Origin of the sequence: Shinella sp. WSD5-1 (genome assembly GCF_963942435.1) — a bacterium.
GTDB lineage: Bacteria > Pseudomonadota > Alphaproteobacteria > Rhizobiales > Rhizobiaceae > Shinella > Shinella yambaruensis.
Genome location: NZ_OZ012597.1, coordinates 391,881 through 412,802, shown reverse-complemented (window position 1 = coordinate 412,802; position 20,922 = coordinate 391,881). Strand labels below are relative to the sequence as shown.

20 protein-coding genes are annotated in these 20,922 nt (G+C 66.2%); 12 read left to right on the top strand and 8 right to left on the bottom strand.

All coding sequences use genetic code 11. The features are described 5' to 3' along the window. The first annotated feature begins 1 nt into the window (after position 1). From AABQ55_RS25080 to AABQ55_RS25055, 6 genes are all read left to right on the top strand, one after another. Positions 2 to 925 carry an ABC transporter permease gene (locus AABQ55_RS25080; RefSeq protein ID WP_244766111.1) on the top strand — a complete coding sequence of 308 codons (924 nt, stop codon included), beginning with the start codon at positions 2 to 4 and terminating at the stop codon, positions 923 to 925. After that, positions 918 to 1,721: an ABC transporter permease gene (locus tag AABQ55_RS25075; RefSeq protein WP_244766112.1), complete on the top strand. Its 804-nt coding sequence runs from the start codon at positions 918 to 920 to the stop codon at positions 1,719 to 1,721. The genes AABQ55_RS25080 and AABQ55_RS25075 overlap by 8 nt, the downstream gene beginning before the upstream one ends. 35 nt (positions 1,722 to 1,756) lie before the next feature. Beyond that, positions 1,757 to 2,797, top strand: a complete 1,041-nt coding sequence (locus tag AABQ55_RS25070) for an ABC transporter substrate-binding protein (RefSeq protein WP_272808097.1) — start codon at positions 1,757 to 1,759, stop codon at positions 2,795 to 2,797. A gap of 78 nt (positions 2,798 to 2,875) precedes the next feature. Beyond that, a complete protein-coding gene (locus AABQ55_RS25065) occupies positions 2,876 to 4,057 on the top strand; it encodes a serine hydrolase domain-containing protein (protein ID WP_272808098.1) in 1,182 nt (393 codons plus the stop codon). Between the two features lie 20 nt (positions 4,058 to 4,077). Further along, positions 4,078 to 5,748 (top strand): amidohydrolase, encoded by a 1,671-nt coding sequence (locus tag AABQ55_RS25060; RefSeq protein WP_272808099.1) that lies wholly within the window; start codon positions 4,078 to 4,080, stop codon positions 5,746 to 5,748. Between the two features lie 777 nt (positions 5,749 to 6,525). Further along, on the top strand, positions 6,526 to 6,810 hold the full coding sequence (locus AABQ55_RS25055) for a GIY-YIG nuclease family protein (protein ID WP_244766116.1): 285 nt from the start codon (positions 6,526 to 6,528) through the stop codon (positions 6,808 to 6,810). Between the two features lie 164 nt (positions 6,811 to 6,974). Here the strand turns inward: AABQ55_RS25055 and AABQ55_RS25050 are convergent, their stop codons facing one another. From AABQ55_RS25050 to speB, 6 genes are all read right to left on the bottom strand, one after another. Then, complete coding sequence (locus AABQ55_RS25050) at positions 6,975 to 7,757, bottom strand: carbon-nitrogen hydrolase family protein (RefSeq protein ID WP_244766117.1); 783 nt, start codon at positions 7,755 to 7,757, stop codon at positions 6,975 to 6,977. A gap of 64 nt (positions 7,758 to 7,821) precedes the next feature. Continuing rightward, positions 7,822 to 8,619, bottom strand: coding sequence for an ABC transporter permease (locus AABQ55_RS25045; RefSeq protein WP_244766118.1), 798 nt, complete (start codon positions 8,617 to 8,619; stop codon positions 7,822 to 7,824). Continuing rightward, complete coding sequence (locus tag AABQ55_RS25040) at positions 8,616 to 9,470, bottom strand: ABC transporter permease (RefSeq protein WP_272808100.1); 855 nt, start codon at positions 9,468 to 9,470, stop codon at positions 8,616 to 8,618. Before AABQ55_RS25040 ends, AABQ55_RS25045 begins: the two co-directional genes overlap by 4 nt. Then, positions 9,467 to 10,501: an ABC transporter ATP-binding protein gene (locus AABQ55_RS25035; RefSeq protein ID WP_272808101.1), complete on the bottom strand. Its 1,035-nt coding sequence runs from the start codon at positions 10,499 to 10,501 to the stop codon at positions 9,467 to 9,469. The genes AABQ55_RS25040 and AABQ55_RS25035 overlap by 4 nt, the downstream gene beginning before the upstream one ends. 78 nt (positions 10,502 to 10,579) lie before the next feature. Then, positions 10,580 to 11,668 (bottom strand): ABC transporter substrate-binding protein, encoded by a 1,089-nt coding sequence (locus AABQ55_RS25030; protein WP_443021192.1) that lies wholly within the window; start codon positions 11,666 to 11,668, stop codon positions 10,580 to 10,582. 68 nt (positions 11,669 to 11,736) lie between these two features. Next, entirely contained in the window at positions 11,737 to 12,789 is a 1,053-nt protein-coding gene (gene speB, locus AABQ55_RS25025; RefSeq protein ID WP_244766121.1) for an agmatinase, read from the bottom strand. A 184-nt stretch (positions 12,790 to 12,973) separates the two neighbouring features. On the opposite strand from speB, the gene AABQ55_RS25020 reads away from it, so the two are divergent. From AABQ55_RS25020 to cueR, 5 genes are all read left to right on the top strand, one after another. Beyond that, positions 12,974 to 13,990 (top strand): LysR substrate-binding domain-containing protein, encoded by a 1,017-nt coding sequence (locus AABQ55_RS25020; RefSeq protein ID WP_272808102.1) that lies wholly within the window; start codon positions 12,974 to 12,976, stop codon positions 13,988 to 13,990. Positions 13,991 to 14,006: 16 nt separating this feature from the next. After that, on the top strand, positions 14,007 to 15,179 hold the full coding sequence (locus AABQ55_RS25015) for an aminotransferase (RefSeq protein WP_272808103.1): 1,173 nt from the start codon (positions 14,007 to 14,009) through the stop codon (positions 15,177 to 15,179). Between the two features lie 113 nt (positions 15,180 to 15,292). Beyond that, a complete protein-coding gene (locus AABQ55_RS25010) occupies positions 15,293 to 15,508 on the top strand; it encodes a heavy-metal-associated domain-containing protein (RefSeq protein WP_272808104.1) in 216 nt (71 codons plus the stop codon). A gap of 74 nt (positions 15,509 to 15,582) precedes the next feature. After that, complete coding sequence (locus AABQ55_RS25005) at positions 15,583 to 18,063, top strand: heavy metal translocating P-type ATPase (RefSeq protein ID WP_272808105.1); 2,481 nt, start codon at positions 15,583 to 15,585, stop codon at positions 18,061 to 18,063. Next, positions 18,060 to 18,470 (top strand): Cu(I)-responsive transcriptional regulator, encoded by a 411-nt coding sequence (cueR, locus tag AABQ55_RS25000; protein ID WP_244766126.1) that lies wholly within the window; start codon positions 18,060 to 18,062, stop codon positions 18,468 to 18,470. The genes AABQ55_RS25005 and cueR overlap by 4 nt, the downstream gene beginning before the upstream one ends. 1 nt (position 18,471) lies before the next feature. Here cueR and AABQ55_RS24995 read toward each other — a convergent pair whose 3' ends face one another. Both AABQ55_RS24995 and AABQ55_RS24990 read right to left on the bottom strand, forming a co-directional pair. Beyond that, complete coding sequence (locus tag AABQ55_RS24995; protein ID WP_272808106.1) at positions 18,472 to 18,864, bottom strand: YybH family protein; 393 nt, start codon at positions 18,862 to 18,864, stop codon at positions 18,472 to 18,474. Between the two features lie 19 nt (positions 18,865 to 18,883). Next, entirely contained in the window at positions 18,884 to 19,510 is a 627-nt protein-coding gene (locus AABQ55_RS24990; protein WP_244766130.1) for a TetR/AcrR family transcriptional regulator, read from the bottom strand. A 129-nt stretch (positions 19,511 to 19,639) separates the two neighbouring features. Between AABQ55_RS24990 and AABQ55_RS24985 the strand changes: the two genes are divergently transcribed. Next, positions 19,640 to 20,716, top strand: coding sequence for an ABC transporter substrate-binding protein (locus AABQ55_RS24985; protein ID WP_443021184.1), 1,077 nt, complete (start codon positions 19,640 to 19,642; stop codon positions 20,714 to 20,716). Positions 20,717 to 20,922 lie beyond the last annotated feature (206 nt).

Below are 20,922 nucleotides of genomic sequence, written 5' to 3'. Positions count from 1 at the left end.
GATGAGCGGCGCACAGGAAGCCGCTCTGGCGGCGCAGAAACAGGATATCCGCTCCCGCTGGCTGCTCAGCGCGCCGGCCCTGCTCATCATCTTCTTTGCGGCCGTCGGCCCGCTGCTCGTGATGCTGCTCTACTCCTTCATGGCGAAGGGCGACTACGGCGACGTCAGGTTCGGGGAGTTCTCGCTCGAGGGCTGGGTCTCGGTCTTCTTCCAGCGCGACATATTCGACGATACGCTCGGCCTTGCGGATGCGCATCTGTCGATCATCTGGCGCTCGCTCCAGCTGTCGTTCTTCACGACGCTCCTCACCCTGATCCTCGGTTTTCCGACCGCCTATTTCATCGCGACGCGTCCGCCGCACACCCGCGAGATCTGGGTCTTCCTCGTCACGATCCCGTTCTGGACCAACCTCCTGATCCGCACCTTCGCCATGCAGCAGGTCATCCGCAACGAGGGCCTCCTGAACAATGCCCTGATCTGGCTCGGCGTGATCGATTCGCCCCTGCAGATCATGTATACGGACACGGCCAACCTGCTCGGCATGACCTATGTCTACCTGCCGCTCATGGTGCTGCCGCTCTATGCCTCGATCGAGAAGCTCGACTTCCGGCTGGTGGAGGCGGGATACGATCTCTATGCGAGCCGCCTGCAGGTCCTGCGCCGCATCGTGATCCCGCTGGTCAAGCCCGGCATCATCGCCGGCTCCATCCTCGTCTTCATCCCGTCGCTCGGCGCCTATGTCATTCCGCGCGTGCTTGGCGGCGGCAAGAACATGATGCTCGGCAACCTCATCGAGATGCAGTTCGGCTCGGGCCGCAACTGGCCGCTCGGCGCCGCCATGTCGATCACCCTGATGGCCCTGGTGATGGTCGCGCTGATCTTCTACGTGCGCAACGCCTCGCGCGGAGGTTCGAGCCATGTTTAAGTCGCATTTCGACATCCGCTCGCAGCCCGGCTTCGGGTTCATCACCCTCTTCACCTTCTTCGCGCTCTACCTGCCGATCGCCGCGCTGGTCATCTACTCCTTCAACGGCGCGGAATCCCTGTCGCGCTGGGATGGGTTCTCCGCGCGCTGGTTCGTTGCGGCCTGGCAGAACGCGGCCGTTCAGGACGCGGCCATCCGGTCGCTGATCATCGCGATCTGGGCGGCCTTCCTCGCCACGATCGCCGCCACCATGGCGGCCCTTGCGACGACACGCACGACGCCCTATCGCGGCCTCACCTTCAAATATGCGCTGATCAACCAGCCGCTCATGGTGCCGGAGATCGTCACGGCCGTGGCGCTGCTCATCGTCTTCTCGCGCATCAAGGTCTGGACCGGCTATTCGGGCCTCGGCTACCTGGTCGTCGCGCACACCGCCTTCTGCATCCCCTTCGCCTACCTGCCCATCCGCGCCCGGCTGGAGAGCATGGACCTGACGCTGGAGCGGGCGGCGGCCGACCTCTACGCCACGCGCTGGCAGACCTTCCGGCACGTGACCCTGCCCCTGCTGCGCCCGGCGGTCATCGCCGGCTTCATGCTGGCTTTCGTCATCTCGCTGGACGACGTCGTCATCACGGAATTCGTGAAATCCGGCGGACAGGACACCCTGCCGACCTATATGCTGGGACAGCTCCGGCGCGAGACGACACCCGAGATCAATGCCATCGCCACGGTCTTCCTGGCGCTTTCGACGGCGCTCGTCGTGGTCTTCTTCTTCATCAACCGGAAAAAACAGTGATCATCTCGACGAACAACGACAGAGAGGAACAGAGAATGAAAACGAATTGGATGACGACGACAGCGACGGCGGCGATTGCCATGCTGTTCGCGGCGAATGCCGCTTCGGCGGCCGGCCAGCTCAACATCTACAACTGGGGCGACTACACCAATCCGGAACTGATCAAGAAGTTCGAGGAGAAGTTCGACGTCAAGGTCACGGTCACCGACTACGATTCGAACGACACGGCGCTCGCCAAGGTCCGCGCCGGCGGCCACGGCTTCGATGTCGTCGTGCCCTCGGCGAACTACGTGCAGATCTGGATCAAGGAAGGCCTGCTGCAGGAAGCCCGGCCGGACCAGATGGAGAACTTCAAGAATGTCGACGAGCGCTGGGTCGACGTGCCGTGGGATCCGGGCCGCCACTATACCGTTCCGTGGCAGTGGGGTCTGACCGGCATCGGCGTCAACACCTCGGTCTACAAGGGCGACATCAACACCTCGGCGATCTTCCTCGATCCGCCGGAGGAGCTGGCCGGCAAGATCAACGTGGCGCCGGAGATGAACGACGTCCTCTTCGCCACCATCAAGTATTTCGGCGGCGACTGGTGCACGACGGACAAGGACGTCCTGCGCAAGGTCCGCGACAAGCTCGTCGAGGCGAAGACCAAATGGCTCGCCATGGACTACAGCGTGACGGAGAAGCTGCCGGCCGGCGACTATGCGGCCGTCTACTACTGGAACGGCGCCATCATGCGCTCGCGCATCAAGAACGCGGACATCAAGTTCGGCTATCCGAAGGAGGGTTTCCCCTACTTCATGGACAGCGTCGCGCTCCTCAAGGACGCGAAGAACGCCGAGAACGCCAAGCTGTTCATGAACTTCATCATGGATCCGGAGAATGCGGCCCTGATCTCCGCCTTCGCCAAGTATTCCAACGGCATCAAGGGTTCGGAAAAGTTCCTGCCGGCGGAAATGCAGGATGCGCCGGAACTGGTCGTGCCGGCTGAATTCCAGCCCGCGGGCGAGTTCCTCGCCAGCTGCGAGCCGGACGTGCAGCAGCTTTATACCAGGATCTGGACCGAACTGCAGAAGTAAGCGGCAAGGCCGCAAGGAAACGAGGACGGCCGTACGCGGGAGGGCCTGGCGCCTTCCCGCGCTTCGGTCGGATATGCCATGATCAAGACATTCAAGGACAGGCACGGCTTTGCCCGTGCGGACATCACGCTCGCCAACTGGCGCACCGCGCCCTATAGCCGCTGGACCTTCCAGAATGTCCGCGATCTCGTGCCGACGGCGGTGATCGCGGCCGAGGTGCCGGCCGCCGAAGTGCCGCTCGCCAGCGACGCCTTTCTCGATGCGGCGATGGAGACCGGCCTTGCAGGCGCCCCGAGCGCCCGCGCCTTCCTCGACTTCGCCCATACGGACGCCTTCGTGATGATGCGCCGGGGCGAGGTCGTCGCGGAATATTATGCCCCGCATGCCGACCCGGATGCGCCGCATCTCGTCTTCTCCATCTCGAAGTCGCTGACGGCCGTCATCTCCGGCATCCTGGAGGCCGAGGGGCTGATCGATCCCGACCGCCCGGTGACGGACTATCTGCCGGAGGCCAAGGGCAGCGTCTATGGCGACTGCACCTATCGCGACGTGCTCGACATGCGCGTCAGCCTCGATTTCGAGGAAGCCTATCTCGACCCGCACGGCGCCTTCGCGCGCTATCGCCGCGCCATGCTGTGGAACCCGCCGGAACCGGACATCGCGCCGGAGACGCTCGCCTCTTTCCTCATCACCCTGCAGAAGGCCGAGCGGCCGCATGGCGGGCCGTTCTACTATGCCTCGCCGAATGCCGACCTGCTCGGCGTCGTCATCGAGCGCGTCACGGGCGCGCGTTTTGCCGACCTCGCCTCCGATCTCCTCTGGAAGCCGATGGGCGCGAAGGGCAATGCCGATATCACGGTGGACGCGATCGGCACGCCGCGCACCGCGGGCGGTGTCTCCATGACGGCGCGCGACCTTGCCCGCCTCGGCGAACTGCTGCGGAACCACGGCGTGCGCAACGGCCGGCAGATCGTGCCGGAAGGCTGGATCCGCGACATGCAGGAGAACGGCGACCGCGAAGCCTGGCGAGAGGGCCGCAATGTCGACCTGCCGAACGGGCGCTACCGCAGCCAATGGTATCAGTCGGGCGAGGCCGACGGCGCCTTCTGCGCGATCGGCATCCATGGCCAGTGGCTCTATGTCGATCCGAGCACCGAGACCGTCATCGTCAAACTCTCCTCCCAGCCGGAACCGCTGGGCGACGAGGAGAACCAGGACATCTTCACCTTCTTCCGGGCGCTCTGCCGCCGGGCAATCTGAACGCGATTCGAGGACACGCCATGCAGACGGAAGCGAGCTTCATCATCCGCAATGCGCGGGTGCTGACGATGGACGCGGCGAACCCGCGGGCGAACGCGGTTGCCATTGCCGGAAACCGCATCCTGGCCGTCGGCCCGGAAGCCGAGATCGACGCCTTTTCCGGACCCGACACCCATGTGATCGACGCCGGGGGCGGCACGGTGCTGCCCGGCTTCAACGAAGCGCATATGCACATCTTCGGCGGTTCGGCCGAGCTCAGCGAACTGTCGCTGGCCGGCGTCAAGGGGTTTGACGCGCTGGAGAAGGCGGTGAAGGCCTATGCGGCCGAACATCCCGAGCGCCGGCTCCTCATCGCGCAGCAGGCCGATTACACGATCCTGTCCGACGACGAGCGCATGACGCGCCATCATCTCGACCGCATCCTGCCGGATCGGGCGCTGCTGATCGTCGCGCCCGACCACCACACGGCCTGGGCCAACACGACGGCCCTCACGATGGGCGGCATCCTGGAGGGCCGGGACGTCGGCGTCGGCAACGAGATCGTCATGGGCGAGGACGGCCTTGCGAGCGGGGAGCTGCGCGAGAGCAACGCAATCCGCCCCATTTCCGCCTTCGGCGAGACCGGCGGGCGGGAAATGCTCGGCGTCGGCACCGGTGGCGACCCGGAGCACGTGACGGCGGAAGAGCGCGCGGGCGACATCGAGGTCATCAAGCGGGGCCTTGCCTATGTCGCCTCGCTCGGCATCACCTCGCTGCAGAACATGGACGGCAGCCTCTACCAGCTCGAAATGCTCGACGAGATCGAGCGCACGGTGGGCCTGCCGGTGCGCGTGCGCATGCCCTTCCACATGAAGAACTTCATGCCGCTCTCGGACCTCGAGACGAAGGCCGCCGCCTGGCGCGAGCGTTTCAACACGGACCGCCTGCGCTGCGATTTCGTCAAGCTCTTCATGGACGGCGTGACGGAATCGGGCACTGCCGTCTTCATCGACGACTACACGCACCAGCCGGGCTGGAAGGGCGAGCCGCTGTTCTCGCAGGACCATTTCGACAGCATCGCCATCGCCGCCGACAGGCTCGGCCTGCCGGTCGCGGTGCACGCCATCGGCGACGGCGCCGTGCGCATGGTGCTGAACGGCTACGAGGCCGCCATCAAGGCGAACGGAAAGCGCGACAGCCGCAACCGCATCGAGCATATCGAGGTCGTGCATCCCGACGATATTCCCCGCTTCAAGGAACTGGGCACCGTCGCCTCGATGCAGCCGACCCATCCGCCGGGCAGCGCCGACCTGCCGGTCGAGCCCTACCTCTCCTATATCGGCGAGGACCGCTGGCCCCATGCCTTTGCCTGGCGCACGCTGGTCGATGCCGGGGCTGAGATCGTCTTCGCCACGGACTGGCCGGTCTCCCCGCTCGATCCGATGCACTGCATCGAATGCGCCATGACGCGCGGCCTGTGGAAGGAGGGCCTGAAGGACCAGCGGCTTTCGCTTGCCGAGACGCTGGCCGCCTATACCAAGAACGGTGCCTGGGTCGAGTTCATGGAAGACCGCAAGGGCATGTTGAAGCCGGGGTATCTCGCGGATATCGTCGTGCTGTCCGGCAATGTCGAGGCCGCGGACCATGCGAACCTCGCCGCGATCCGGCCCGTCACGACTATGTGCGACGGCCGCATCACCTATCAGGCCTGAAGGTGGTCGGGCCGAGGCCGCGATAAGGGCAACAGAGCAACCCACGCGGCGGAATTTCCGCCCGTGGCTTTGTCAAGGAGCATTCGGACGGGGCGCTGGAGGCTGCCTCGACTGAATGTTTGTATGCGGCACCGTCCAGCGCCCCGTTCGGCGGTTTTTGCCCGCGACTTCGGCCTCTCTGCGATGGCGGGGTGCGTGGGAACGGTGGCGCGCCCTTCCGAAGAATGGGTCATGCACGCCCTCAGGGTCACGGTGCCGCAGCCACGACTGCCGGTCGGCACCGTCTTCCACTGCGCCATGCGAGCGGGGAAGCCCCCGGACGCCGCATGGTGCAGCCGCCATGTTGTGTGCCACACAGGCACGCCCGGCGACGTGATCGGGGCAAAACGGCGGTCCGGTCCGACGCCCCGCCATTTCCCCCGTTTCGCCGGAGGGAGACCATTTTCCGCGCGCCCGGTGCGTCAAGGTGTGCGTCGCCCCCTCACGCCCCGCGCCGACCCCGCCTCGCCGCAACGCCTTGCGGTGTATCCGCGGCGGGATGGGAGATTGTAGGCACGGGGTTGAGGGGTGGGGAAAATGCGGGACGTGTTTTTTGGCGGCGAGGACGTGCGGTGGGGCGTGGGTCCTCGGGTCAAGCCCGAGGATGACGGAGAGGAGGAGAGGTTGCCAGCCCCTTGGCCGGTGCGGCATCCGGCTCCCTTGCTTCAGCCCTAATCCTCTCTTCTTTCGTCATCCTCGGGCTTGACCCGAGGATCCATAATCGCCGACATTTCCCGTATGACGGGATATGTCTATATCGTCACCAACCAAAGGAACGGCACGCTCTATATCGGCGTGACGGCCGACCTTGAACGGCGCATTCATGAACACCGGGAGAAGGTCACGCCTGGATTCTCCTCGAAATATGATTGCGTTCGCCTGGTCTGGTATGAAGAGCATGACAGCATCGGCACGGCCATTCAGCGGGAGAAATCGCTGAAACGCTGGTATCGGCAATGGAAAGTCGAATTGATCGAGGCGATGAATCCGGATTGGCGGGATTTGTACCTGGAACTTTGGTGAGGCGTGCCGTGAAGGTGGATCCTCGGGTCGAGCCCGAGGATGACAACAAAAGAGAGGTTTGAGGCTGAAACGAGGGTGCCGAATGCCGCGCCATCAATGGCTGGGGCAACCTCTCCTCCCCACCGTCATCCTCGGGCTTGACCCGAGGATCCACTCGGGCACCGTCAACCCTGCCGGGCGAGATCCACGAGATAGGTGTTTTCCGACCGCGACTTCGCGTAATCCTCGGGGCGGATTTCCGCGAAGAGCAGGGTTTCGCCCTCTGCCGAAGCTTCGGCGAGCAGCTTGCCGTCGGGCGCCGCGATGCGCGACAGGCCGGCATAGGTGAAACGGTCGTCGGCGCCGCAATGGTTGATGTAAGCGACGAAGACCTGGTTCTCGAAGGCGCGCACCTGGATCATGTGGCTGGCGATGAAGGTGCCGGACGAGCCCTTCGGCAGCGCCGTGGGCACGATGACGAGATCGGCGCCGGCCAGCGCGAGCCGCCGCACGTTCTCGGGAAACTCGACGTCGTAGCAGATCAGCATGCCGAGCCGGATGCCGCCGAGCTCCACCATGACGGAGGCCGGCGCGGCCGGGCGGAAGACGCCGCGTTCGTACTCGCCATAGAGATGGGACTTGCGATAGACGGCATTGGTGCCGATGCCATCGGTGAAGAGCGCGCTGTTGTAGACATGCGCTCCTTCCTGTTCGGCAAAGCCCGTGACGATGGCCAGCCCGTTGTCCCGCGCGATGGCGCCGAGCCGCCTCGCCACGTCGCCCGTCGCAGGCGAGGCCAGCCGGGCGAAGGCCGCCTCCCCTGCCCCGTAGCCGGTGACGGCAAGCTCCGGCACGACGAGCAGCTTGGCGCCACCCGCCGCCGCATCCGCGGCCGCTGCCGCGATGCGCTCGATATTGGCCTCGCCGTCGCCGGCAATGGCGTGCATCTGAAGGGCGGCGATCCGCATGCGGGCTCCTGTCTGGTTCTGTGCCGTTCCGCTCGGCTATAGTACACCTTCGCCGGACCGGCTGCTAATCCCGCGACGACATGGCGCCGAGCAGCTTCGGCAGGTCGCCGAAGCGCGCGACGAGGCCGAAGATGGTGGCGGCGATGGCGACGAAGAGGATCGTGACCGAGGCCATGGTCGGCGTATAGCCGTAGCGCAAGGCGTTGAAGATCTTGATCGGCAGCGTCTCCATCGTGAAGCCGATCGTCATGTAGGCAACGATATATTCGTTGAGCGACAGGACGAAGGCGAAGGCATAGCCGGAGATCAGATAGGGCAGGATCAGCGGCAGGACCACCGTGCGGAAGATCGTGCGGTCGTCGGCGCCCATCGTGGCGGCCGCTTCCACCAGCGAGCGGTCGATGGAAGAGAAGCCGAGCGACAGCGTCACCAGCGGCAGCGTCACGAAGAAGATCGCATGGCTGATCACCGCGGTCGCCGGTTGGCCGTAGAACCCGGTCGTCGCCCAGAAGGTGAGCAGGCCGAGCGCCGTGATGACCGGCGGCAGCGTGAAGGGCGCGATGCCGAGCAGCTGGAAGATGTTCGCCCAGGGGGCATGGCGCCGCCAGAGGAACCAGGCGAGCGGCAGGGCGATGAGAAGCGCCACCGCCGCCGAGAGGGCGGCCAGCGTGATCGAGGCGAAGAGGGCGCTGCGCCATTCGCTGTTGGTGAAGATCTCGCCGTACCAGCCGAGCGAAAAGCCCTGCGGCGGGAAGGCCAGCGTCTGCTTCTCGTTGACCGAGACGCCGGCGACCACGATGATCGGCAGCGAGAGGAAGAGGCCGACGAGGCCGAAATAGACCTTCTGCAGCAGCGCGTTCATGCGGCTTCTCCCTTGCGGCCGGCATAGACCGTGAGTGCGACGAGGCCGAGCGTGACGAGCACCAGGAACACGGCCATGGCGGCGGCGAACGGCATGTTCGACTGGTAGATCGCCTGGTCGGTGATCAGCACAGAGAGGGTCCAGTGCTGCGGCCGGCCGAGGATCTGCGGCAGCAGGTAGGAGCCGAGCGCGAAGATGAAGACCATGATCAGCGTGGCGACGATGGTGTTGCGCAGTGCCGGCACGACGACGGTGAAGAAGGATTTCATCGGCGAGGCGCCGAGCGTGCGCGCCGCCTCCGTCAGGGTCGGGTCAAGACGGACGAGGGCGGGATAGAGCACCAGCACCGTATAGGGCAGCGCCTGGTAGACCATGGCGGTCAGCACCGCGCCGAAGCTCGGATTGAGCGCCACCGCCTCGTTCATGATGCCGAGCATGACGAGGAGATTGGTGATGCCGGCGGTGCGCGAGAACAGCGTCGACCAGGCAAAGCCGATGATGACTTCCGACAGCGACAGGATGGACAGCAGCGCCACCAGCCAGAGCACCTGGGTCTTCCGCTTGGCGCGCGAGAGGAGATAGGTGAAGGGCACGGCGAGCACGACGCAGCAGATGGCGACCATCACCGCCAGGAACAGCGAGAAGCCGAGCACCTTGCCGAAGAACAGGCTCAGGAAGCGGGCATAGTTGTCGAAGACGAAATCGGGCGAATAGAAGCCCGCCGGATCGCGGCGGAAGAAGGAGACGGCGATCATCGTCGCGAAGGGCACGACGAAGAAGACGATCAGCATGCCCGCGGGGAAGAACAGCGGGCCGTAGTCGGCGAGTTTTTGCGGAGGCTCGCGTCTCATGACTTCAGCACCACGCAATCGGCCGGGTTGAGCTTCAGGCCGACGGTCTGGCCGACGGCGACATCCGGCCGCGCATTCGGCATGGAGACGGCGACGACCTGCTTGCCGGCGGCTTCCACGAAGGTCTCGATCGTGCCGCCGAGATCGCGCACGAAGGTGACGGTGCCGGAGATCGGCGCATTGCCGGGCGCGGTGAGGTGCACGTCCTCCGGGCGCACCGAGAGGATGCCGGATTCAAGGCCCACCGGGATGGCAAGGCCGGGGATCGAGGCGCCGAGCACGCTGGCGCCGGTGCCGTCCGCGGAAAAATCGATGAGGTTCGTCATGCCGATGAAATCGGCGACGAAGGTGTCGGCCGGACGGCGGTAGATCTCCACCGGCGGGGCGGCCTGGCGGATCTCGCCGCCGTTCATCACGACGACCGTGTCGGCCATGGTCATCGCCTCGCGCTGGTCGTGGGTGACGACGATGGTGGTGATGCCGAGGCGCTGCTGGAGCTGGCGCAGCTCCACCTGCATGGCCTCGCGCAGCTTGGCGTCGAGCGCGGAAAGCGGTTCGTCGAGCAGGAAGAGTTTCGGCGAGATGGCGAGCGCGCGGGCGATGGCGACGCGCTGGCGCTGGCCGCCGGAGAGCTTTGCGACCGGCCGGTCGGCGTAGCCAGCAAGGTGGATCATCGCGAGCAGCTCGTCGACGCGCTTCTTCTGTTCTTCCTTGCTCGCGCCGCGGATGCGCAGCGAATAGGCGATGTTCTCGCCGACCGTCAGGTGCGGGAAGAGCGCCAGCGACTGGAAGACCATGCCGAGATCGCGCTTGTGGGTGGGAACATTGGTGATGTCCTTGCCGTCGAGCCTGATCGCGCCGCTGGTCGGAAGGTCGAGGCCGGCGACCATGCGCATCAAGGTCGTCTTGCCGCAGCCGGAAGGGCCGAGGAGGCAGACGAAGGTGCCGTGCGGCACGGTCAGCTCGACATTCTTGACGGCGGTGAAGGTGCCGAACTGCTTGACGATATTCTGGAGGGTCAATCCGGACATTGGGGCTCCGCTCGGCTTACGGTTTGGGGCCGGCCGGCTGATGCTTCAGCCGGCCGGTCGAATTGTGGACGGCGCGGCTCAGCCGGCGATCATTTCCGTCCATTTCTGGTTCAGCCAGTCGGCCTTGGACGTGTAGAGGTCGTAGCGCGGGATGATCGGCTCGATGTCCGAGGAGACCGCGGCGAATTCCTCGACCGTCAGGTCGAGAAGGTCGCGCTTGACGGTCGGGGCGGTGCCGACCTTGCGCGACAGCAGCGACTGGATCTGCGGCTGGCACATGTAGTTGATGAAGGTATGGGCCTCCTCGACCTTCTCCGAGGCGCGCGACAGCGCCCAGCAGCCGGAATCCATGATGCCGCCTTCCTGCGGGAAGGTGGAGCGGACCGGCTGGCCGTCTGCGGCGGCAAGGCCCGTCACGTCGTGGTAATACTGGCCCATCGGGATTTCGCCCGACTTCAGCGACTGCTCGAACTGCGCCTCGTCGCGATACCACAGGCGCACGTTCGGCTTGACCTCGGCGAGCTTCTCGAAGGCCTTGACGAGGCCTTCCTCGGTGTCGAGCGCGTTGGTGCCGCCGAAATGGGTCTTGGCCGTCACTTCGAGCAGGAAGGAGTTGGAGACGAGCGCGAGCAGGCCGAGCTTGTCGGCGTTCGCCGGATCCCACAGCGCGTTCCAGGAGGTCGGGGCTTCCTTGTAGACGTCCGTGTTGGTGACGAGCGTGATGTACCAGGCGACGGCGCCGATGCCGGCGACGCGGCCATCCGGATACTTGTTGACGAAATGGTCGATGAGGTTCGTCGCGTTCGGGATCTTGGCCGTGTCGAGGGCGGCCCAGAGCTCGGTCGACTGGCCCTTCAGCATGGCGACCTGCGACATCATCGAGACGTCGGCCGGCGCCTGGCCCGCCTTGGCGGCCTGTTCGAGCTGCACGAGCCAGGCTTCGCCGGTCGGCTCGGCGACCGATTCGATGGCGATGCCCGTTTCCTTGGTGAAATCGGCAAAGATGTTCTTGTCGAAGGAATCCTTGAAGTAGCCGCCATAGACGCCGACCTTCAGCGACTTGTCCTGGGCGCGCAGCACGGCCGGCATGGCGAGCAGCGAGGCGCCGGCGACGCCGGCGCCCAGCACCGCGCGGCGGCTGACATTGGTCTTGAGGATGTCACGCATCGTCATCTTTCTCCTGTTAGGCCGGCCGATCGGTCCGGCCGGTGCGTTCCCGTTGTTGCTATTGTATGTCAGGCGGTCCGGGCCACGGAAGGGCTGAAAACCATCAGGCTCAGAATTTCGAACAGTACCTGTGCGCCGGCATGGGCGGTATTGGTCGTCGCGTCGTATTGCGGGGCGACCTCCACGACGTCGCCGCCGACGAGATTGATGCCCTTGAGGCCGCGGATCAGCTCCAGCACCTCGCGGCTCGTCAGGCCGCCGATCTCCGGCGTGCCGGTGCCGGGCGCGAAGCTCGGGTCGAGGCTGTCGATGTCGAAGGAGAGATAGGTCGGCCCGTCGCCGACGATTTCCTTCGCCTTCTCGATGATGGCCGGGATGCCGAGGCCGCTCACCTCTTCGGCATGGATGACGGTCATGCCGGATTCGTAGGAGAACTCCCAGAGATATTCCGACGAGCCGCGGATGCCGATCTGGATCGTGCGCGTCGGGTCGAGCACGCCGTCGAGCACGGCGTTGCGGAACGGGCCGCCATGGTGGAACTTCGTCTGGTCGAAGGCGCCGCCCGTGTCGCAATGGGCGTCGATATGGATCATGCCGACCGGCTGCTTCTTCCCGACGGCCTTCATGATCGGATGGGTGATCGAGTGATCGCCGCCGACGGCGAGCGGGATCACGCCGGCATCGACGATCTGGTTGAAGCGCTTCTCGATGTCGTCATGGCTGAGTTCGAGGCGGTAGCGGCTCTGGAAGGGCACGTCGCCGATATCGGCCACGCGCAGCTCCTGCACCGGGGCGCAGTCGAGGACGTGGTTGTAGGGGCCGATGCGCTCGATGGCGCGCATGGCGCGCGGCCCGAAGCGCGAGCCGGGGCGGTTGGTGACGCCGAGATCCATCGGCACGCCGGTGATGGCGACCTGGAGGTTGCCGAAATCCGGGTTCTCCGCATCGACCGGCATGTAGGGCGCGGAGAGGAAGGTCGGCACGCCGGCATAGGGCGCAAGGCGCGAACCGCTCTTGGTGAAGATCTTGTCGGCAACCTTGCGGAAGGCGGGGTCGAACAGTTCGCCGCCGTGGCTTGCGCCGTATTTTGCCTTGAGTTCGTCGAGTTTGCTGTCGGCCATGGTCTCTACCTCACCTTTCGGAAATGCGGGCAGACCGGGGGGCCGGAGCAGATGCGAGCCAAGTGATGTTCCCCCGGGGCTTTGCCCTCGTTCTTCATAGTATCGTAACAAAACGACTGGAAAAGCAATTGACATTGTTATAGCAGTTTGCGTGAGAAAAACTCACATACTGGAACCGCTCCTCATGGCCTCGCGCCTGCCGCCGCTCAATCCGCTCCGCGCCTTCGAGGCGACCGCCCGCCGGGGCGCGGTTTCGGCTGCCGCGCGGGAACTGAACGTCACCCATGGCGCGGTCAGCCATCAGATCCGGGCGCTGGAGGATTCGCTCGGCACCGCGCTTTTCGAGCGCGGCGGCAAGCGGCTGAAGCTGACGCCGCAGGGCGCGCTGCTGCTGCCGGCCGTCACCAACGCCTTCGGCGAGATCGCCGCGGCAACAGCCCTGATGAAGCAGCCGGAAACCCGCGGCGACCTCACCGTGACCTGCGTGCCGGCCTTGCTTTCGCTCTGGCTCATCCCGCGCCTCAATACCTTCACCGACCAGTTTCCCGGCGTGCGCGTCACGCTGATCGCCTCCAACGATCCGGACAATCTGCGTTCGCTCGATACGGATGTCAGCGTGCTTTACGGCGACGGCAACTGGCCGGACTGCTGGACACGGCTCTGGTCGCACCTCAAGCTCTTTCCCATCGCCAGCCCCACCCTGCTCAACAGCCGGCCGTTGCGCTCGGTGCGCGACCTTTCCGACCACACGCTGTTCCACGGCGACGACGGGCGCGAATGGAGCACCTGGCTGGCGGCGGCGGATGCGGTCGACGTTGTGCGCGGGCGCCAGCATTTCATGAGCGATGCCCGCCTTTCCACCGAGGCGGCGCTGCACGGCCAGGGCGTCGCCCTCGGCGACACGATCACCGCCAGCAACCTGATCGCCCGCGGCGAACTCGTCGTGCCCTTCGACCTGACGGTGCCGGCGAACGACGCCTTCTATGTCGCCTGCCGGCAGTCGGTGCGCCAGGCGCCGATCGTCAAGGTGTTCATCGACTGGCTCTTCGCCTCGCTCGAGGAGAGCCTGCCCGAGCCGCAGACCTCCGCCCGCATGATCCTGCGCGGCCGTGGCGGCCGCGCGGCGGACCTCCATCACCCGATCGCGGCTCCGGCCAAGCGCCGCTCCGCCTCCAACCCCCAGCGCAAGACCCGCGCCTGACCTCTACGGAAAGACCATGCCCCGCTTCAACCCGCTCGTCGAAACCCTCGCCGCCCCGCCGATCCCGTCCGTCTTCGCCTGGGGCAATGCCTATGACGGCCGCAGCGGCCCGATGATCGACCTGTCGCAGGCCGTGCCCGGCTATCCGCCGCATCCCGACATGCTGCGCCTGCTCGGCGAATATGCCGCCTCGCGCGCCTATACGGGCTATGGGCCGATCGAGGGCGAGGACAGTCTGCGGAAGGCCTATGCGCAGCATGTGGCGGAAACCTACGGCGCCGCGATCACCGCCGGCAACATCCATGTCACCGCCGGCTGCAACCAGGCCTTCATCTGTGCGGCCATGGCGATCGCCGGCGCGGGCGATGCCGTGCTGATGACCGATCCCTACTATTTCAACCAGGAAACGACGCTCGCCATGCTGGGCATCAAGACCCGGTTTGCCGCCTGCGATCCCGCCAACGGGTTCCTGCCGGATGTCGAGGCGCTGGCTTCCGCCATCACGCCGGACGTGCGCGCCGTCGCGCTCGTCTCGCCGAACAACCCGACCGGCGCGGTCTATCCGGCGGACCTGCTGGCGAAGATCTACGACCTCTGTGCCGCGCGCGGCATCTGGCTCATCCTCGACGAGACCTATCGCGACTTCCTGCCGTTGGGCGCCGGGCGGCCGCACGCCCTGTTCGACCGGCCGGGCTGGGAAGACACGCTGATCGGCCTCTACAGCTTCTCGAAATCCTTCTGCATTCCCGGCCATCGCCTCGGTGCGATCACGGCGGGTGCCGGCGTGGTCGAGCAGGTGGCGAAGATCATGGACAACCTGCAGATCTGCCCGCCGCGCTCCGCCCAGGCCGCGGTCGCCACGGCCCTGCCGCTTCTGGCAGGCTGGCGCGAGGAGAACCGCCAGGAAATCGCCCGGCGGGTCGAGGGGCTGCTTTCCACGATGGCCGAGGTCCCGGCCTGGCGCGTCGGCGCGGTCGGCGCCTATTTCGCCTTCATCGGCCATCCCTTCGGCGATACGCCTTCCGCCCGCGTGGCGGAGAAGCTTGCCAAGGAGGCCGGCATCCTCTGCCTGCCCGGAAGCTATTTCGGCGCGGGGCAGGACGGATATCTCCGCTTCGCCTTCGCCAATGCGGATGTGGCGACGATCACCTTGCTGAAGGACCGCCTGGCGCGATTCGCCCTGGATTGAAGGAGCGGCCCGCTCTTTCGCCCCTTTGAGGTTGAGCACCGCCCGCAAAAATGCGGCTTGACCTTGCCATGTGGGAACGTCCCAGCATGCGAAGGCAAATCAGGAGACCCTTCATGAATGACGATGCCCCCCTCGCCTTCACCGTTTCGGACATGACCTGCGGTCACTGCGTCCGGACGATCACCGGCGCCGTCCTTGCGGCCTATCCGGCCGCCAAGGTCGAGATCGACCTCGGTGCAAGGCGCGTTTCGGTGGAAAATGCCGGCGACCGGGCTGCCGTCGCCGCCCTCATCGCGGCGGAAGGCTATTCGCCGGTCGATGCCGCCTGAGCGACAAAAAGCCGCTTGACCTTGACATGATGGGAAGGTGCACGATCTGTCCGACATAGGATGAAAGGTGCACCATGCTCACCACGGCAGACCGGCAGACGATCAAGCTTTCCATCTCGGACATGACGTGCGCGTCCTGCGTGCGCCGGGTCGAAAAGGCCATCGAGAAGGTGCCGGGCGTGTCCGGCGCCGCCGTCAACCTTGCGACGGAGAAGGCCGACGTGACCTTCACCGGCCCGCCGGATGCGGCCGCGGTGGCCGAGGCGGTGCGCAAGGCGGGATACGGCGTTTCGGAAGAGGTGCTGGAATTTCCCGTCGAGGGCATGACCTGCGCCTCCTGCATCGGCCGGGTGGAACGGGCGCTGAAGGCTGTCCCGGGCGTCCTGGAGGCGACGGCGAACCTTGCGCAGGAGCGCGTCCGCGTCCGGTTCCTCAAGGGGGCCGTCGCCTTCGAGGACCTTGCCGCCGCCATCGACCGGGCGGGCTACAAGGCGGTGCGCGAAACGGCCGAAACGCCCGCGGAGGAAGACCGCCGGGCCGCCGAGGCGAAAATCCTGCGGCGCGACCTCGTGATCGCCGCGGTCCTGACGGCGCCGCTCTTCGTCATGGAGATGGGCGCGCACGCCATCCCCGCCTTCGGCCACACCATCCACGAAACGCTCGGCATGCAGACGAGCCGCGTCATCCAGTTCGTGCTGGCGACGCTGGTGCTTGCCGGGCCGGGGCTGCGCTTCTTCCGCAAGGGCATTCCGAGCCTCCTGCGCCTGGCGCCGGACATGAACTCGCTCGTCGTCATCGGCACCGCCGCCGCCTGGAGCTTTTCCACCGTCGCGACCTTCGCCCCCGGCCTCCTGCCGGGCGGCACGGCCAATGTCTATTTCGAGGCCGCCGCCGTCATCGTGACCCTCATCCTCGCCGGCCGATATCTGGAAGCGCGGGCCAAGGGGCGCACGGGCGAGGCCATCCGGCACCTTGCCGGGCTGCGCGCCACGTCGGCGCGCGTGCTGCGCGACGGCAAGGCCGAGGACGTGCCGCTGGGGGACGTCGTTCCCGGCGATATCGTGCTGGTGCGGCCGGGCGAGAAGGTGCCGGTCGACGGCAAGGTGACGGAGGGGCTGTCCTATATCGACGAATCCATGATCACCGGCGAGCCGATGCCCGTCGCCCGCACGACCGGCGACACGGTGACCGGCGGCACGGTCAACACGACCGGTTCGCTGACCTTCCGCGCCACCCGCGTCGGTGCCGATACGGTGCTCTCGCAGATCATCCGCATGGTCGAGGATGCGCAGGCGGCGAAACTGCCGATCCAGGCGCTCGTCGACCGCGTGACGCAATGGTTCGTGCCGGCCGTCATGGCCATCGCGCTCCTGACCTTCGGCCTCTGGCTCGCCCTCGGCCCGAGCCCCGTTCTCGCCCATGCGCTGGTCAATGCCGTCGCGGTGCTGATCATCGCCTGCCCCTGCGCCATGGGGCTCGCGACGCCGACCTCCATCATCACCGGCACGGGGCGTGCCGCCGAACTCGGCGTGCTCTTCCGGCAGGGCACGGCCTTGCAGACGCTCGAAGGCACCGACATCGTCGCCGTCGACAAGACCGGGACGCTGACGCTCGGCCATCCGACGCTGACGGAGATCGTGCCGGCGGACGGGTTCGTCCGCGAGGAGGTGCTGGCCCTGGTCGCGGCCGCGGAGGTGCATTCGGAGCATCCCATCGCCGCGGCCATCCATGAGGGGGCGGTGGTCGAGGGCATCGACCTTGCGGCGGCCAGCGGCTTCGTGGCGATTTCCGGCCAGGGCTTCTCCGCCACGGTCTCCGGCCGCACGGTGGAGGCGGGCTCCGTCGGCTTCATGCGCTCGCTCGGGCTCGACGTCGCCCCCTTCGCCGCCCATGCCGAGCGGCTGGCCGCCGACGGCGCCTCGCCGCTCTACGCCGCCATCGACGGCCGGCTGGCCGCCCTTTTCGCCGTCACCGACCCGGTCAAGCCGACGACGAAGGAGGCGATCGCCGCGCTGAAGCAGCTCGGCATCGAGGTGGCGATGATCACCGGCGACAACCGCCGCACCGCCGAGGCCGTGGCGGAGAAGCTCGGCATCGACCGGGTGATGGCCGAGGTGCTGCCGGACGGCAAGGTGGCCGCCGTGCGCGCGCTTTCGGCCGACGGCGGCAGGAAGGTCGCCTTCGTCGGCGACGGCATCAACGACGCGCCGGCCCTTGCCGCGGCCGACACGGGCATCGCGATCGGCACGGGCACGGATGTCGCCATCGAAAGCGCCGACGTGGTGCTGATGGCCGGCGACATGCGCGGGGTGGCGGCGGGCATTGCGATCTCGCGGGCGACGATGCGCAACATCCGCGAAAACCTGTTCTGGGCCTTCGGCTACAATATCGCGCTCATTCCGGTCGCCGCGGGCCTGCTCTATCCGGCCTTCGGCATCCAGCTTTCGCCGGCGCTCGCCGCCGGCGCCATGGCGCTTTCCAGCGTGTTCGTCGTCTCGAATGCGCTGCGGCTGAAGCGCTTCCGTCCCGCGTTCGGCAAGGGAGATCGCGCATGAACATCGGCGAAGCGGCGGAGGCGACGGGCGTCACCGCCAAGATGATCCGGCACTACGAGCAGATCGGCCTCATCCGCGCCGCCGGCCGCACGGGCTCCGGCTACCGCGTCTATGGCCCGAAGGACCTCTCGACGCTCTCCTTCATCCGCCGGGCGCGCGACCTCGGCTTCTCCATCGCCCAGATCCGCGACCTCCTGGCGCTCTGGCAGGACCGCGCGCGCGCCTCCGGCGACGTCAAGCGCATCGCCAGCGAGCATGTCGCGGAAATGAAGGAAAAGATGCGCCTGCTGCAGGAGATGGTGCACACGCTGGAACACCTTTCCGCCCATTGCCACGGCGACGACCGGCCGGACTGCCCGATCCTCGAACAGCTTGCGACCGGCATGGCCGAGGAGAAATGTTGCTGATTCAGGCCGCGGGCGACAGGTGCTCGTGGACGGCGAGCCAGCGGCCGGAGGGGTCGCGGGAGAAGACGATGGTCTCGCGCTCGTTGTTCGTCACCGTTTCGCCGCCGATGGAAAGGTCGGTCTCGACGGCGTGGGTGAAGATCGCGGCATCGCCGGCGAACTGCACGTTGCGGTCCGTCGAGCGGCAGGCGAGCACGCGGAAACCGTCGCGCTCCTCCCACAGCGTCCATTCGGCTTCGTAGGCGGCGCGGCTTTCGAGGCGGCGGTCGAGATTGTAGAAGAGGAAGCTCGCCTCCTCGGCGAAGGCGGCGAAATAGGCCGTGCGGTCATGCCGCGCGAAGGCGGCGACCAGCGCGTCGGCGGCGGCGAGGACGGCGGATTGCGGTTCGGTCATGCGGGAGGCTTCCTGTCGCTCAGACGATCTTGATGCTGCTGATGAGGGCGGCGATGGGCTCGTGCTGGGCGTTGACGCGCGCCTTCAGCTCTTCCAGCGGCATGGCGTCCACCTTGCAGAACTCGATGAACATCATGTTGAGATTGTTGAAGAACACCTCGCCCATCGCCTTGGCGTCGACGCCGGCCTGGACGACGCCGCGGGCCTGCAATGTCTCCACCAGGCGGATGACCTGTGCGCAGAGCTGGCCGTCGAGCTCGGTATAGCGCCGGGAGAGCGGCGTGTCGGGCTGCTGGATGGAGATCGCCATGGCGGTGCGCCACATCTCCTTGGAGAGATAGTAGAGCGAGTGGTCATAATACTGCTCGATCAGCGTGCGCAGCGCCTCGGCCACGTTCAGCGGCGGGTTGGCGACGATGCGCGCGCCGCCCTCCAGCACCTCCGTCACCTCCATGGCGACGGTGGCGACGAGGATGTCGCCCTTGTTCTGGTAATAGTTGTAGAGTGTGCCGACGGAGACCTCCGCCATCTCGGCGATGTCCTCGATGCGCGCGCTGTCGTAGCCCTCGCGGCGGAACAGCGTGGTCGCGGCTTCGAGGATGCGGCGTGTCCTGTCCGCCTTCTGTTTCGCGCGCAATCCGGCCATGGAACCTCCGTTGGAATCTCCTCAAAAATGAGATTGACTTAAAAAATGAACTCGTTCAATCTTTTTCTCAAGGCACCGCCAATGAGTGTCATCCGCCAGGCCGAAAGCCTGCAGCCAGAGGGAAAGACGATGAAGACAACCGTTTCGGGCGGGCTCGTCCGCCGCATGCTCCTTGCCACCGCAGCCGCCATCACGCTGTCGCCGGCCGGCGCCCTGGCGCAGGACGAGCTGAACGCGCTCGTCTGGTGCGACCACACCGACCCCGCGCTGGTCGAGCCGTTCGAGAAAGCCAACAATGTCAAGGTCAACCTCAAGGAATACGAGGGCACGGGCGCGGCGATCTCGATCATCGAGCAGTCCCGTCCGGGCGACTGGGACGTGCTGGTCATCGACGCCGTCGACGTGCCGCGCGCCATCGACATGGAGATCCTCGGCGAGATGCCGGCCGATCAACTGCCGCTCGGCGACCTCTTCCCTGAAGTGCGCATGGAGGAAACGACCACCAAGGACGGCAAGGTCTACGCCGTCACGGAAAAGTTCGGCTACAACACGATCTCCTACGACAAGACGAAGGTCGATCCCGCCGACATGGACGATCTCTCGGTCATCTGGTCGGAGAAGTACAAGGGCCGCATCGCGCTCTATGACTACTACCTGCCGATGGTTGGCCTCACCGGCGTCGGCATCGGCAAGAAGACGGCGGACCTGACGCAGGGCGACCTGCCGGCGATCAAGGAAAAGCTGTTCGAGATGAAGAAGGTCGCCCGCCAGGTGAGCGACGTCGTCGCCTCGCAGACGGCGCTGGCGACCGGCGAGGTGGACATCGTCGTCGGGGGCGGCGAATGGCTGACGGCCGGCCTTTCGGCGGAAAAGCCGAACCTCGACTGGACGATCCCGAAGCAGGGCGCGCTGCGCTGGGCGCAGTCGATCGGCGTCTTCAAGGATTCCGAAAAGCAGGATCTCGCGCTGAAATTCGTGCAGTACATCGTCAGCCCCGAGGGGCAGGCCCGGCTTGCTACCTCCTCCTGCTACTGGGCGATGCCGGCGAACGCCAAGGCGGGCGAGCACCTGACCGACCAGCAGAAGACGGCGCTGCGCTGGGACAGGCAGCCGGACTACCTGAAGAACTCGCAGCTCTATCCGGTGGCGGACGCCGACATGGATGCGGCGATGCAGGATGTCTGGACGGAGATGCTGCAGCAGTAAGGGCTTGATGGAGCGCAGTCGTCCGCGCCCTCTGGGCGATTGCATTAGGTTCGCCCCTCACCCTAACCCTCTCCCCGCAAGCGGGGAGAGGGGACTTGCCCCACGAACCGGTCATTGGTTGAGGAAGCCAGCGAGGCATATCCCCTTCGCCCCGCTTGCGGGGAGAAGGTGCCGGCAGGCGGATGAGGGGCAGGCAACGAGCGCCT